General features: G+C 67.7%; 9 protein-coding genes. 1 reads left to right on the forward strand and 8 read right to left on the reverse strand.

From position 1 onward, the window contains the following. Positions 1 to 61: 61 nt before the first annotated feature. The 6 genes from gyrA to ligA form a co-directional block, all read right to left on the reverse strand. Complete coding sequence (gene gyrA, locus ACM0PK_RS00235; protein WP_414607294.1) at positions 62 to 2776, reverse strand: DNA gyrase subunit A; 2715 nt, start codon at positions 2774 to 2776, stop codon at positions 62 to 64. 259 nt (positions 2777 to 3035) lie between these two features. Further along, entirely contained in the window at positions 3036 to 4100 is a 1065-nt protein-coding gene (mtnA, locus tag ACM0PK_RS00240; RefSeq protein WP_111201551.1) for an S-methyl-5-thioribose-1-phosphate isomerase, read from the reverse strand. Positions 4101 to 4147: 47 nt separating this feature from the next. Then, on the reverse strand, positions 4148 to 4876 hold the full coding sequence (locus ACM0PK_RS00245; protein ID WP_227836983.1) for a DUF3011 domain-containing protein: 729 nt from the start codon (positions 4874 to 4876) through the stop codon (positions 4148 to 4150). A 138-nt stretch (positions 4877 to 5014) separates the two neighbouring features. Next, positions 5015 to 5971, reverse strand: a complete 957-nt coding sequence (epmA, locus tag ACM0PK_RS00250) for an EF-P lysine aminoacylase EpmA (protein ID WP_414607295.1) — start codon at positions 5969 to 5971, stop codon at positions 5015 to 5017. Next, the gene (locus ACM0PK_RS00255) at positions 5968 to 6453 is read right to left on the reverse strand and encodes a GNAT family N-acetyltransferase (RefSeq protein WP_061480038.1); all 486 of its coding nucleotides are present in this window, start codon (positions 6451 to 6453) and stop codon (positions 5968 to 5970) included. The genes epmA and ACM0PK_RS00255 overlap by 4 nt, the downstream gene beginning before the upstream one ends. Positions 6454 to 6502: 49 nt before the next feature. Then, on the reverse strand, positions 6503 to 8974 hold the full coding sequence (ligA, locus tag ACM0PK_RS00260) for an NAD-dependent DNA ligase LigA (RefSeq protein ID WP_414607314.1): 2472 nt from the start codon (positions 8972 to 8974) through the stop codon (positions 6503 to 6505). 257 nt (positions 8975 to 9231) lie between these two features. Here ligA and ACM0PK_RS00265 point away from each other — a divergent pair, with 257 nt between their 5' ends. Further along, entirely contained in the window at positions 9232 to 10356 is a 1125-nt protein-coding gene (locus ACM0PK_RS00265; protein ID WP_414607296.1) for a pyridoxal phosphate-dependent aminotransferase, read from the forward strand. Positions 10357 to 10449: 93 nt separating this feature from the next. Here the strand turns inward: ACM0PK_RS00265 and zipA are convergent, their stop codons facing one another. Together zipA and smc are read right to left on the reverse strand one after the other, a co-directional pair. Beyond that, on the reverse strand, positions 10450 to 11190 hold the full coding sequence (zipA, locus tag ACM0PK_RS00270; protein ID WP_061480035.1) for a cell division protein ZipA: 741 nt from the start codon (positions 11188 to 11190) through the stop codon (positions 10450 to 10452). A 46-nt stretch (positions 11191 to 11236) separates the two neighbouring features. Continuing rightward, positions 11237 to 14740, reverse strand: a complete 3504-nt coding sequence (gene smc, locus ACM0PK_RS00275) for a chromosome segregation protein SMC (RefSeq protein WP_414607297.1) — start codon at positions 14738 to 14740, stop codon at positions 11237 to 11239. Positions 14741 to 14916: the final 176 nt, after the last annotated feature.

The raw sequence follows: 14916 nt of genomic DNA on the forward strand, positions 1-14916 counted from the left end.
CCGGATACGACGACGCCGGCACAGGGCCGGCGTCGTCGGGTACCCCAGGCTCGCGGCAGGATCACTCCTGCGCGGCGTCCTCGCTGCTGGCAGCAGCCGTTGCGCCGTCGGTCGTGGCCGGGGCGGCGGCAGCCACCTCGTCCTCGTCCTCGTCGATCGAGGCGTCCATGCGCTCCACCGCCTGCAGCTTCTCGTCCTTGGACAGGCGGATCAGGGTCACGCCCTGGGTGTTGCGGCCGACGCGGCTGATTTCCGAGCCACGCGTACGCACCAGCGTACCGCCGTCGGAGATCAGCAGGACTTCGTCGCGGGAGCCCATCAGCACTGCGGCGACCAGCTTGCCGTTGCGCTCGGTGGTCTGGATGCCGATCACGCCCTGCGTGCCACGGCCCTTGCGCGGGTAGTCGGGCAGCGGGGTGCGCTTGCCGTAGCCGTTCTCGGTGGCGGTGAGGATGTACTGCACGCTGGCGTCGTCGGCACTATCGACCACCGCATCGCCCGTGGCGGTGGCTTCCTCGACACCGTTGTCGTCCTCGTTCTCGTCCTCGATGCCACCGGCACTTTCGGCCACGATCAGGCTGACCACTTCCTCGCCGGCCGGCATCCTGATGCCACGCACGCCAGTTGCGGTACGGCCCATCGAGCGGACTTTGTCCTCGCCGAAGCGCACGGTCTTGCCGTTGGAGGCGAACAGCAGGATGTCGCGCTGGCCGTCGGTCAGGCCGACGCCGACCAGGGCATCGCCCTCATCGAGGTTGATCGCGATCTTGCCGCGGGCCAGGCGGAAGGCGAACTCGCCCAGCGGAGTCTTCTTGACCGTACCGTTCTTCGTGGCGAAGAACACGAACTGGCCATCGGCGTACTCGCGCACCGGCAGCACGGCCTGCACGCGTTCGCCGGGTTCCAGCGGAATCCAGTTGATGATCGGACGGCCGCGGGCGTTGGAGCCCGCTTCCGGCAGCTGGTAGACCGGCAACCAGAACACCTTGCCCGAACTGGTGAACGTCAGCAGCGTATCGTGCGTGTTGACCAGCCACAGCTGTTCGATGAAATCCTCTTCCTTGGTCGCCGCCGCACTGCGACCACGGCCGCCGCGGCGCTGCGCGCGGTACACGCTGACCGGCTGGCGCTTCACGTAGCCGGCATGCGACACGGTGACCACCACGTCTTCCGGTGCGATCAGGTCGAGGATGTCCAGGTCTTCTTCGCTGTGGCGGATTTCGGTGCGACGTTCGTCACCGAACTCGGCCTTGACGTTGACCAGCTCCTCGCGGATCACCTGCAGCAGGCGGTCGGGATCTTCCAGGATGTGGATCAGCCCGGCGATCACTTCCAGCAGCTGCTTGTACTCGTCAGTCAGGCGGTCCTGCTCCAGCCCGGTCAGGCGGTGCAGGCGCATTTCCAGGATCTGGGTGGCCTGGATCTCGGTCAGCTGGTAGCCGCCCTCGATCAGGCCCACGCCCTTGGGCAGGTCTTCCGGGCGCGAGGCTTCGGCACCGGCGGCACCCAGCATCGCACCGACCAGGCCCGGCTCCCACACGCGCGCCAGCATGCGCTCGCGTGCTTCGTTCGGGTTCGGCGAGGTCTTGATCAGTTCGATCATCTCGTCGATGTTGGCCAGCGCGACGGTCAGGCCTTCCAGCACGTGGGCACGGGCGCGCGCCTTGCGCAGCTCGAACACGGTGCGGCGGGTGACCACTTCGCGACGGTGGCGGACGAACGCCTCCAGCATCTGCTTCAGATTCATCAACTGCGGGCGGCCGTCGACCAGCGCCACCATGTTGATGCCGAACACCGATTCCATCTGCGTCTGCTGGTACAGGTTGTTCAGCACAACCTCGGCAGATTCGCCGCGCTTGATCTCGATGTAGATGCGCATGCCGTCCTTGTCGGACTCATCGCGCAGCTCGCTGATGCCTTCGATCTTCTTTTCCTTGACCAGCTCGGCGATCTTCTCGATCAGACGCGCCTTGTTCACCTGGTAAGGAATTTCAGTGACGATGATCGACTCGCGGCCGTTATCGGCCACTTCGATGTCGGCCTTGGCACGGATACGCACGCGGCCACGGCCGGTGCGGTAGCCGGCGACGATGCCGGCGGTGCCGTTGATGATGCCGGCAGTCGGGAAATCCGGGCCCGGGATGTACTCCATCAGGCCGTCGACGTCGATCTCCGGGTTGTCGATCAGCGCAATGCAGGCGTTGATCGATTCGCTCAGGTTGTGCGGCGGGATGTTGGTCGCCATGCCCACCGCGATACCGGCCGAGCCGTTGACCAGCAGGTTCGGGAACCGGGTCGGCATGACCGTCGGCTCCAGTTCCTTTTCGTCGTAGTTGGGCTGGAAATCGACGGTTTCCTTGTCGATATCGGCCATCAGCTCATGCGCCAGGCGCGACATGCGCGCCTCGGTGTATCGCATCGCCGCGGCGGAGTCGCCGTCGATCGAACCAAAGTTACCCTGGCCGTCGACCAGCATGTAGCGCAGCGAGAACGGCTGTGCCAGGCGCACCAGCGTGTCGTACACCGACTGATCGCCATGCGGGTGGTACTTACCGATGACGTCACCGACGATACGCGCCGACTTGAAGTAGGGCTTGTTGCTGTGCGCGTTGAGTTCATTCATCGCGTACAGCACGCGACGATGCACCGGCTTGAGGCCGTCGCGCGCATCCGGCAGCGCGCGGCCCACGATCACGCTCATGGCGTAATCGAGGTAGCTCTTGCGCATCTCGTCTTCCAGGTTGACCTGGATGATTTCCTTGGCGGTTTCTGCCATTCGGGTTCCGTTGTCTGGTAGCGGTCCAGTCCGGCGCAGCCCTCTGCGGGAGGGGGTCGCGCCGGAACCTCGATTCAACCTGTGGATACTACCACAACGGGCTATTTTCCGCCTGCCTTTACGGGGATTTTACCGGCACAAATCAGGAACTTAGGGACCCTACCGATGCTGTAGGGCCGAGCCCATGCCCGGCTCGGCCGGCAATCCGCCGCAGCCGAGCATGGGCTCAGCTCTACAGACGTCCGCGGTCCTGCCCGCCTCAGCCGCCGAAGGCGGCGCGCATGTTCTCGGCGGTCGGGTTCAGGATCACCCCGCGCTCGGTCACGATGGCGTCGATCAGCTCGCCCGGGGTGACGTCGAACACCGGGTTCCAGGCGGCAATGCCCTCGGCGACGGTGCGGGTGCCGCCCACGCCGTACAGCTCGCCCGGATCACGCTGCTCGATCTCGATCTGACTGCCGTCCACGGTCTCCATGTCCACGGTCGAGGACGGCGCCACCACCATGAACTTCACGCCATGGTGGCGCGCGGCAATGGCCAGTTGGTAGGTGCCGATCTTGTTGGCGGTATCACCATTGGCGCAGATGCGGTCTGCGCCCACGATCACCCACTGCACGGCACCGGTCTTCATCAGGTGCGAGGCCGCCGAGTCGGCGATCAGGGTGGCGTCGATTCCATCCTGCTGCAGCTCCCACACCGTCAGGCGCGCGCCCTGCAGCCACGGCCGGGTCTCGCCGGCGAACACGCGCGCGATGCGGTGCTGGGCCATGCCGGCGCGAATGACGCCCAGCGCGGTACCGAAGCCGGCGGTGGCCAGCGAGCCGGTATTGCAGTGGGTCAGCACACCGCTGCCGGCCTCGATCAAGCCAGCGCCCAGCGCGCCCATGTGGCGATTGGCGGCCAGGTCTTCCTCGGCGATGGCCTGCGCTTCGGCCTCCAGCAGTGCCTTCCAGTCGGCGCCGGCGGCGTGCAGGCAACGGCGCATGCGCGCCAGCGCCCAGGCCAGGTTGACCGCAGTGGGGCGCGATGCGTTCAGGCGCTGCAGTGCCGGTTCCAGCTGCTGCAGGGCATGCGCACCGTCGGCGGCCTGCACCTCGCGCGCGGCCAGCACCACGCCCCAGGCGGCGGCGATGCCGATGGCCGGCGCGCCGCGCACGGTCAACGCGTGGATGGCGCTGGCAACCTCGTCACTGTCATGGCAGACCACATGCTCGACCACGAACGGCAGCTTGCGCTGGTCCAGCAGTTGCAGGGCATCGCCGGTCCACAGGATCGGGCGGATGTGGTCATAACGGGCGTAGTCGATGTCGGAGGCAGTGTTCATGGGCCCATTGTAGGGCCACGCCCGGCAGCGTTGGAGCCCGCCCGGGCTCAATTCACCGAGAATTCGGCGCGGCAGCCGCCGTCCACCCAGATGCCGTTGCGGCTCCAGCCCCAGGTACTGCCTTCCTCGCAGGGCGTGCTCGACAGCTGCTCGGAAACGACCGCGCCAACGGAGATGCTGGCGCCGCAGAAACGCCGCTTCTTCGACTTCGATTCGCAGGTCAGGCGACGCGGCACATCGACGAAGCGGCCATCCTCGTCGGCCACCTCGAAATCGCCCTGGCAACCACGGCTGGTCCAGATCTCATTGCGCTTGTAGCCCCAGCCCTGCCCCTCGCGGCATGGCAGCACCGACAGCTGGCGCAGCAGGCGCACGGGGGCGCCATCCAGGCGCACCGGGCAGCTCTGCGGACGGCCATTGGATTCGCAGCGCACCACGCGGCGCACCAGGCGCTTGCCTTCCGTTGCCGCAGGTGCCGCACCCTGCGCACGGCGCGCACGGAACTCGGCGCGGCAGCCAAGGGTGACCCACACGCCGCTGCGGTCGGTGCCCCACTCGCTACCGCGGATGCAGCTGTTGCTCGACAGCTGGCGCACCAGATCGACGCCGTTGGCCACATCGATGTCGCAGTGCACCCAGCCCATGTCGCGGGACTCGCAGGTCACCACTTCATCGTCGTAGCCCACCTGCTGGGCCGACGCCGGCGACGGCAGCCAGGCACCCCAGAGCGCGATGGAGTACACCGGTGCAGCGACAACCGCAAACCACTTGACCAAAGCCTTCCCCAGCAGGAATGGATGAACTGCATGCCAGTGTCCGGCATTGGCCGTGATAAAAGCATCATCCCGCTTGCCGACGCAAGCGCGCAGAACCCGCGTTTCGTTCAGCCTGGGATGTTCAGCAACGCGTGATGGTCACGCGTGGGCGAAGTCGTAGGCCAACACATCTGCAATGCGGGGTGTGCGGTTCATCGCCATCAGCAGGCGGTCGACCCCCAGCGCAACGCCGGCACAGGCCGGCAATGCTGGCAATGCCGCCAGCAGCGCCTCATCCAGTGGCGGCTGCACCTGCCCACGTTCGTGGCGGCGCTGCTGGTCGCGCTGGAAGCGGGCGCGCTGCTCGTCGGCGTCGTTCAGTTCGTGATAGCCGTTGGCCAGCTCCACTGCACCCAGGTACAGCTCGAAACGCTCGGCCAGCGGCGGTGTGCCGGCGCGGATGCGTGCCAGCGCGGCCTGGCTGGCTGGCCAGTCATGCACCACGGTCATGACCGCGTCATCGAAATGCGGCTGGATACGATGGGTCATCAACAGATCGAGCCAGTCATCACGGGTCAATCCGACCGGGTCAATGTGCACCTCGCCCAACGCGGCACGCAGCGTGGACTCATCCGCCTCGAACGGATCCACGCCAAGGTGCTGCTGGAACAGCTCGCGGTAACTCAGCACGCGCAGGGTCGCACGGCGTCCAACCAGGGCCAGCGCCTGTCCGATCAGCTCGGCGGTCTCCTGTACCAGCCGATGGTGGTCCCAGCCGACCCGATACCATTCCAGCATGGTGAATTCCGGGTTGTGGCGACCACCGGCCTCGCCATTGCGGAACACCCGGCCCAGTTCGTAACAGTCGCCCACGCCGGCAGCGAGCAGGCGCTTGAGCGGATACTCCGGCGAGGTGCGCAGCCAGCGGCGGCGTCCGCCGGCATCGACATGCCCGGTGAAATCGGTATGGAAGCTGTCGATGTTCGGCTCGGTGTTGCCTGCCACCGACAGGATCGGCGTTTCCACCTCCAGCACATCGCGTTCTGCAAAGAAGCGGCGCACCAGCGCGTTGAGCACGGCGCGCTGCTGCAGCGCGCGCAGCAGGGCCTCGCTCACAGGATGCCCTCCGGGCGCGGATGGTCGAGCGGCAAGGTCAGCAGATCGCGCGTATCGTCGATGTAGCCGCTGGCCAGGTACAGGCGGCGTGCCAGTTCGTTGTGGTGGTTCACTTCCAGGCGCAGGCGGCTGACGCCACGACCGCGAGCGCGCTGTTCGCAGATGGCCAGCGCCTGCTTGCCGCGGCCACGACCGCGCGCGCGATGGCTCAGGTACAGTTCGTCCAGCAGCATGAAGTGGCCGCCCTGCTCCAGGCTGAAGCCCATCGCGATCACCGCGTAGCCGACCACCTCGCCCGCCTCGTCCAACCACAACAGCACTTCGCCATTGCGCGGATCGGCCAGCAACGCGTCCACGCCGCGACGCACGCGCCCGTCATCGAAGTCGATCCTGTCTTCGGCGTAGAACTCACGCATCAGCGCGATCAACAGCTCCTCGTCGGCACGGGTGGCCAGGCGGAAATCCAGCGGGGCGGTCTGCATCGGTGTTCCTTTGTGTTTCATGCCGGGCGCCATGCACCGGGCGGGGTCATCATTCGTGTTCGGCCAGATAAGCCAGCAGGCGGTCTTCGTCCCATACCGGCACGCCCAGCGATTGCGCCTTGTCCAACTTGGAGCCGGCCTCGGTACCGGCGACCACGAAGCTGGTCTTCTTCGAGACGCTGCCGGAGACCTTTGCACCGAGGGCCTCCAGGCGCTCCTTGGCGGCGTCGCGCGTGAGCTGGGCCAGGGTGCCGGTCAGCACCGCGGTCTGCCCATCCAGCGGGCCGGCCACGATCTCGGCCAGCGCCGGTGCCTTGGCCAGGATCTGCTGCATCGCCTTCTCGGCTGCCAGCAGCATTGCGCCGTGGCCCTCGCTGTCCAGCCACTGGGCCAGGCCACGCGCGGTGTCGTCCGGCAATCCGGCGTTGACGAACTGCCCATGCTCGGCGTCGAGCACCGCCTGGGCACCGGGCAACGCGGCCACCAGTTTCTCCGCGCGCAGGCGGGTGATGCCGGGAATCTCTGATTCGACCAACAGCTGCGCCAGGTCCAGCCCCTCGCGCAGCCTCGCGCTGGGCGCGTGCACATCGCTGATGCGAACCTGGCCGACCTGCAGCAGGTCATCGATGGCCTGCTGGTTGCCCTGCTGTTCGAAGAAGTGGCCGAGCGAGCGCGCCACTTCGCCACCAATGTCCGGCACGCGCTTGAACAATGGCCACGGCAGGTGGCGGATCAGTTCCAGGTCACCGAACCACTGCGCCAGCGCCTTGGCCGTGCTCTCGCCCACGTGCTCGATGCCCAGCGCGAACAGCAGCCGTTCCAGCGTGGCGGCACGACTGGCGTCGATGGCCGCGATCAGGTTGTCGGCCCACTTGGTCGCGATCTTCTTCGTGTTCCATTCGAAGCGGGCCGGCTGCGCCAGCGCCTGCGCGCGCCAGCCCGGATCGTTGCCGTCCAGCCTGAGCACCGCATTGAGCACCGCGCCACTGCCTTCGGCCGGCAGGTGCAGCTTCAGTGCGGCGGCCAGCGCCGAGGGATCTTCAGCGTCCAGCACCAGCTTCAGGTGCAGCAGCTGGTCACGAGTGAGCCGGTACAGGTCGGCCACGCTCTTGACGATGCCAGCGTCGACCAGGGTTTCAATGTATTTGTCGCCCAGGCCGTCGATGTCCATCGCGCGGCGAGAAGCGAAATGGGCGATGGCTTCCTTGCGCTGCGCCGGGCAGGACAGCTCGCCCGAGCAGCGCCATGCGGCCGCCCCTTCCTCGCGCACGATCTCCGAGCCGCACACCGGGCAGCGCGTCGGCATCTGCCAGGGCGTGGTGCCCTGCGGGCGGCGATCGAGGATGACGCTGACCACTTCCGGGATCACGTCGCCGGCGCGGCGCACGATCACGCTGTCGCCGACGCGCACGTCGAGGCGTGCGATCTGGTCGGCGTTGTGCAGGGTGGCGTTGGACACGATCACGCCGGCCACGGCCACCGGCGCCAGGCGCGCGACCGGCGTGGCCGCACCGGTACGGCCGATCTGGATCTCGATCGCCTCCACGGTAGTGCTCTGTTCCTGCGCCGGGAACTTGTGCGCGATGGCCCAGCGTGGCGCGCGCGAGACGAAGCCCATCGCCTGCTGGCCGGCACGGTCATCGAGCTTGTAGACCACGCCATCGATATCGAACGGCAGGCTGTCGCGGCGCTCGCCGATATCGCGGTAGTAGCCGAGCAGGCCGTCGGTGCCTTCCACCACCTTGCACAGCGCGCTGACCGGGAAACCCCAGGCGCCGAGCTGCGCCAGCGTGCCCGAATGGGTATCGGGCAGCTCGCCGCCCTGCACTTCACCGGTACCGTAGGCGAAGAAGCTCAACCTGCGCTGCGCACTGATCTTCGGGTCGAGCTGGCGCAGCGATCCAGCCGCCGCATTGCGTGGGTTGGCCAGCACCTTGCCGCCGTGCAGGCGCGCACGTTCGTTGTAGGCCTCGAAATCGGCACGCGCCATGTAGACCTCGCCGCGCACCTCGAGCACGTCCGGCCAGTCCTTGCCGTGCAGCCGCTTGGGAACATCGCCGATCTCGCGCAGGTTGGCGGTCACGTCCTCGCCGGTGCTGCCATCGCCGCGGGTCGCGCCGAGCACGAAATGACCATCCTCGTAGCGCAGGCTGATCGCCAGGCCGTCCATCTTCGGCTCGGCCGAGAACTGCAGGCTGCGGCGGCCCAGGCGTTCGTCAATGCGGCGCACGAAATCCGCCACTTCCTCATCGCTGAAGGCGTTGGACAGCGACAACATCGGCACCGCATGGCGGACTTCGGGGAAACGGCCGGAGGGACGCGCGCCGACCTGCTGGGTCGGGCTGTCGGCCCGGGCCAGTTCCGGATGTTCGCGCTCCAGTGCTTCCAGCTCGCGCACCATCCGGTCGTAGTCGATGTCGGGGATCTCCGGGGCGTCCAGCTCATGGTAGGCGCGGTTGGCCTGGGCGATCTGCCGGCGGAGATCTTCGGCGCGTTCGGCGGGGCTGGAGCTCATCGGAATCCGGTGGTTCTGGGATGGCCGGGGATTCTACCGCGCTCGGCCGTCAGGCCCTGTAATGCCCCCCCTTCGCAGCGCCGAGCCATGCTCGACGGGCGCTCCCCTGCCCTGGTGGATGCCGACCTTCTCCCCGCCCCGGCAGGTGCCAACCTTGGTTGGCACACCTGCAGCCGAGCATGGCTCGGTACTACAGAAAGCGGGCTTGCCGCCCACCGCAACCAGCGCTAGCGTGCGACGGTCTGCCCTTCGGAATCCTGCCCGTGACCCTGCCTGCTTCCCGTCGACGCTTCTTGCAACTGGCCGGTGCTGGCCTCGCCGTCGCCGGCAGCGGGCTGCCGCAGCTTGGCCAGACCCAACCCGCAACGGCCGCCGCTCCTGCCCCCACCGAAGGCGTGGTACTGCTGAACTTCAACGAGTGCCCCTACGGCCCCTCGCCGGCGGCCCAGCAGGCCGCGCGCGACAGTATCGCCAGCTGCGGCCGCTACCGCTTCGCCCTGGCTGCACAGGTGCGCGATGCCTTCATCAAGCAGGCACGCATTCCGGCCGACCACGTGCGCCTCTATCCCGGCTCAAGCGAGCCGTTGAACCGCGCCGCCATGGTGTGGACCGGCCCGCAGGCAGGACTGGTAGTCGCCGATCCGACCTTCGAGACGCTGGGCGAGGTCGCCGCCGCACACGGTGCGCACGTGCAGAAAGTGCCGCTGCGCGACGACGGCGCGCATGACCTGCGTGCAATGGTCGCCGCCGCGCACGCACGCCCGACCGGGCTGCTGTACGTGTGCAATCCGAACAACCCGACCGGTTCGATCAGCCCACCGGATGAGCTCGCCTGGCTGCTGGCCCACAAGCCCGCATCGACCCGCGTGCTGGTCGACGAGGCCTACCTGCAGTACAGCGAGCAGCCGAGCCTGATCACCCGGGTGACGCAGCGCGATGACCTGATCGTGCTGCGCACGTTCTCCAAGCTGTACGGCATGGCCGGCCTGCGCCTGGGCGTGGCGGCCGCACACCCCGACCGCCTGCGCGAACTGGCCAGCCTGGGCGACAACCCGCTGCCCGTGCCAGCACTGGCCGCGGCACTGGCCAGCCTGCAGGATCCCCAGTTGATCGCGCAGCGGCGCCTGCAGAATGCCCAGGTGCGGCAGGCCACCATCACATGGCTGGGCAAGCGTGGTTTCAGCTGCGTGCCGTCGGAAGCGAACTGCTTCGTGGTGGATGTGCAGCGCGACGGTGCCGCCTTTGCCAAGGCGATGGCAGACAACGGCGTGATCATTGGCCGCAGCTGGCCGATCTGGCCACAGCGCGTGCGCGTGACCGTCGGCACCGAAGACGAGATGGCCGCATTCCGCCGTGCGTTCGCCAAGGTGGCCGGCGTACCGGCCTGACCCTGTTGGCGGGGGCGAACCTTGGTTCGCTCCATTCACGCATGGCGTGGATCTTCCGGGGTGGGTGCCGACCGTTGGCCGGCACAACAGGCTTTACCAGCGCGGGGTCTTGGTCAGCGGCGGTGCCTGGTGCTGGCGGTCGTAGGCACGCAGCTCGTCGCGGATGTGCGCGATGCGCTGGCGGCCCAAGGCATTGCGGCTGTCATCCAGCACCACGCCATCGAGCAGCTCGGCCATGCGCTGCACGGTCGGCAGCATCTTCTCCCAGGCATCAAGCGCGGTCAGCGGCGCCGGCAGGGTCAGGAAGAAGGCGATGGCCGGGGTTTCCATGGCACGGATGTTGGCCATGTCGAAGCTGCCCGGCTTCATGATGCTGGCCATCGAGAAGATCGGGCCGCGCTCGGGGTGGCCTTCCACCAGGCGGTGGAACACGTTCATGTGGCCGAATACCAGGCCGGTCTTCTCGGCCGCCACCACGATGTCTTCGCCGCGGAGCTGCTCGCCGGCACGGGCGGCCACGAACAGCGAGACGATCTTGTCGAAATCCTGGGTAGTGCGCTTGCCGAGGTCGTTGGCCGCGCCCGGGTCAGTGTCGGCCAGGCCAAGTTCGGCCTGCTCGCCTTCCCCGCGCATGCCCGGTTCGACGCGGCCCTCAGCCACCACGACGCCGTCCTCGCCCAGGACCGGTTCGCGGCGCTCGCCACTGGCCGGTTCCGTGTTCTCCACGCGACGGCCCTGGGGCTTCTTCTTCGGACGGCCAAACAGGAAGATCGCGGCGATCAACAGCAGGCCGGCGGCCAGGATGCCGATGCGCAACAGTGCCGTGTCGGACATTCGATAGGTTCTCCGGCTAATTCATTCAGGTAACTAGGATGGCACGTCAGGCCGCGCCCGCCAATCGCGCCGCTTCTTCCAGGTCCACGCTGACCAGGCGGCTGACGCCCGGCTCACGCATGGTCACGCCCGACAGCTGGTGCGCGGCCTCCATCGTCGCCTTGTTATGGCTGACGAACAGGAACTGCACCTTCTCGCTCATTTCCTTGACCATGTTGGCCAGGCGGCCGACGTTGGCTTCGTCCAGCGGCGCGTCCACCTCGTCCAGCAGGCAGAACGGGGCGGGATTCAACTGGAAGATGGCGAACACCAGCGCCACTGCGGTCATCGCCTTCTCGCCGCCGGACAGCAGCGAGATGCTGGACACGCGCTTGCCCGGCGGGCGCGCCATGATGGTCACACCCGTGTCGAGCAGGTCTTCTCCGGTCAGTTCCAGGTAGGCGTGGCCACCACCGAACAGGCGCGGATACAGCGCCTGGACGCCGGCATTGACGCGGTCGAAGGTGTCCTTGAAGCGCCCGCGGGTCTCGCGATCAATCTTGCGGATGGCATCCTCAAGTGTTTCCAGCGCCGTGGTCAGGTCGGCGTGCTGCGAATCCAGGTAGTCCGAACGCTGCGAAGCCTCGCCGTACTCGTGGATGGCGGCCAGGTTGACCGGCTCCAGCCGGCGCATGCGTGCGTCGATCTGGTGCACGGCCTGCTCCCAGTCGCCCAGGCGGGCGTCCTCGGGTAGTGCATTGAGCACGTCCTGCAGCACGAAGCCGGCCTTTTCCACCGCCGCCTGCAGGGTGTCGGCGCTGAGCACCAAGGCCTGCTGGTCGAGCTTGCGCTGCGAAATGCGCTCGCGCTGGGCCAACGCCTGTTCGTCGCGCTGGTGGCGGGTCTGCTCGTAGTTGCGCAACTCGGCGTCGATGCCGTCCAGCAGCGTCCGCGCCTCGGTCAGCACGCGGTCGGCGCGCACGCGCTCTTCCAGCGCGTTCTGGTGTTCGGCCTGCAGCGCTTCGACCGGCGAATCACCTTCGTCCAGCTGCGAGTGCAGCTCGCCCAGTCGCGCATCCAACTGCCCACGCTGGGTGCCCATGCGCTCCAGCGCCTGGCTCAACGAGGCCAGCTGCGCGCGCTGTGATTCCAGGGTGAGTGCCAGCGCATGCGAGCGCTCGCGCACCGCACGGGCGGCATCGCGGGCCAGGTCGCGGGCCTCGGTCAGCTGGCGGCGCTCGCCCTCCAGCCGCTGCCGGGTCGACTCCAGGTCACCCATGCTGCTGACCGCGTTCTCCAACCGCGAGCGCGCTTCGCGCGCCTGCTCGTTGTTGGCTTCAATCGTTTCCTGCAGCTGCTTCAGCTCGCCTTCGATGCGGTCGATGCGCGTGCGTGCAGCCTCCACCTTGCCCTGCTGGCCCTGCAACTGGCCGGCCAGTTCGGACACCGCGCGATGGGCCTGGTACAGCGCGCGCTGCGCGTCCTCGCGCTGCTGTTCGGCCGCCTGCAGCTGCTCGCGGAAACCGGCCAGCTGGTCTTCCAGTTCGGCCTCGCGGTCCTGCAGCTGTTCGATCTGCTCGCGCAGTTCCTGGATCTCACGTTCGCGCAGCAGCGCGCCCTGCTCGGCGGCACCGGAGCGCGACACGCGCAGCCAGCCCCGGCCCAGGCGCTCGCCGCTCTGGGTGATGATCGAATCGCCTTCGGGCAGGCTGGCCTGCAGCGCCTTGGCTTCGGCCAGATCCCTGGCACCGTGCAGGTGCGCCAGCAGGCGCCGGATCGCTGCCGGGCCACGCACGCGTGCAGCCAGCGAGGTCGGCGCGACCTTCAGGTCCGCGCCATCGTTGGCGACCAGTGCAATGTGGCCCTCGCCCAGTTCGCCCAGCGCGTCGACCAGGCTGGCCGGGTCATCGACCAGCACGCCTTCGATCAACTGGCCAAGCGCGCTTTCCACCGCGTTTTCCCAACCGGCATCGACATCCAGGCGTTCGCCGACACGCGCCGCCGAATCCAGCCCGCGCGCCTTCAGCCAGGCGACTGCCGCGCCCTGCTCCTGGCCCAGCGCGGCCTGCTGCAGGGTTTCCAGCGAGGCCAGGCGACCGCGCAGGCCGTTGGCCTGCTTGCGCAGTTCGGCCAGTTCGTTCTGGCCATTGCGCTGCTGTTCCTGCACCGCCGCCACGCCCTGCTTGCGCAGCTCGACGTCTTCGCTCAGTTCATCCAGCGCGGCCTTCTGCGTGTCGTGCTGCAGGTGCAGCTGCTCGAAGGCTTCTTCCAGCGCGTCCACGTCCAGCCCGGCACGCTCGGCGGCCAGGGCTTCACGACGCCGGTCGGCATCGAGGATCTGCTTGTCCAGGTAGTCCACGCGCGTGCGCTCGACATCGCCGGCGCGCGAGGCCTCCGAACTCTGCGAGGTGTGCTGTTCCCAGCGCTGCTGCCAGCTGGCCAGCCGTTCTTCAGCCTCGCGCAGGCTTTCCTGCTTGATCTCGTTCTCTTCCTGCAGTGCTTCCAGCTGCGGGGCGGCGGCCTCCACCGCCTCGCGCAGCACGCTCAGCCTGGCCTCGTCGCCGCTGATGTGCTGGCCCAGTTCGGCCAGCGCCTGCTGCGTTTCATCGCGCGCCTTGTGCAGGCGCTGCGACAGCTCGCGCCGGTGCTGGATCTGCTGCTCCAGGCGCGCCAGCGTACTGCCGACCTGGTAGACCGCCGCCTGCGCGGTGTTGAGCGCGTCGGCAGCCTCTTCGCGCCGCGCACGCGAGGTTTCGATGCGGGCTTCGGCATCACGCTGGTCGGCAATCAGCTGCTGCAGCCGCGTTTCTTCCTGCGACAACCCTTCGCGCAGCTTGGACAGGCGTCCGTCGAGGCCGCGGAATTCCAGCGCCTTCCACTCGGCGTCCTTGACCCGGCGCTCTTCCTGCAAGGCCTGGTACTGCTCGGCCTGCTTGGCCTGGCGCTTGAGGTGCTCCAGCTGCTTGCTGATCTCGTCGCGCAGGTCGCCCAGCCGGTCCAGGTTCTCGCGGGTGTGGCGGATGCGGGTCTCGGTTTCCTTGCGGCGCTCCTTGTACTTGGAGATGCCGGCCGCCTCTTCCAGGTACACGCGCAGGTCTTCCGGGCGCGCCTCGATGATCTGGCTGATCATGCCCTGCTCGATGATCGAGTAGCTGCGCGGGCCCAGGCCGGTGCCGAGGAACAGGTCGGTGATGTCGCGGCGGCGGCACTTGGTGCCGTTGAGGTAGTAGTTGCTGGTACCGTCGCGGCTGACCGTGCGCTTGACCGAGATTTCGTTGAACGAGGCGTACTCGCCGGAGATCGTGTGGTCGGAGTTGTCGAAGATCAGCTCGACCGTGGCCTGCGACACCGGCTTGCGGGCATTGGAACCGGAAAAGATCACGTCGGTCAGCGAGTCGCCGCGCAGGCGGCTGGCCGAGCTCTCGCCCATGACCCAGCGCACGGCGTCGATGATGTTCGACTTGCCGCAGCCATTGGGGCCCACCACGCCGGTCATGTTGGTCGGCAGGTGCAGGGTGGTCGGATCGACGAACGACTTGAAGCCGGACAGCTTGATCGTGGAAAGACGCATAGGGGTTCCGGACTGGGGCCGGCAAGCGGCCTGCGTTTACCCTCCAAGTCATTGATCCTGTTGGGATCGATGCCCGTGGAACGGGTGTGACGCCCTGAGTATACCGATGTGGCCGTGTTCTACGAATGGGCGTGGAACATTGCCCGGCCCTGCCCCGCCGGCCGCACGTGGCCCGA

This window comes from Stenotrophomonas sp. FR010, assembly GCF_047520755.2.
GTDB classification, from domain to species: Bacteria; Pseudomonadota; Gammaproteobacteria; order Xanthomonadales; family Xanthomonadaceae; genus Stenotrophomonas; species Stenotrophomonas sepilia.

Excerpts from the sequence above, each read along its gene's own strand:
- ACM0PK_RS00255 (WP_061480038.1), bottom strand. The coding sequence starts at position 6,453 with ATGCAGACCGCCCCGCTGGATTTCCGCCTGGCCACCCGTGCCGACGAG.
- gyrA (WP_414607294.1), bottom strand. The coding sequence starts at position 2,776 with ATGGCAGAAACCGCCAAGGAAATCATCCAGGTCAACCTGGAAGACGAG.
- zipA (WP_061480035.1), bottom strand. The coding sequence starts at position 11,190 with ATGTCCGACACGGCACTGTTGCGCATCGGCATCCTGGCCGCCGGCCTG.
- smc (WP_414607297.1), bottom strand. The coding sequence starts at position 14,740 with ATGCGTCTTTCCACGATCAAGCTGTCCGGCTTCAAGTCGTTCGTCGAT.
- mtnA (WP_111201551.1), bottom strand. The coding sequence starts at position 4,100 with ATGAACACTGCCTCCGACATCGACTACGCCCGTTATGACCACATCCGC.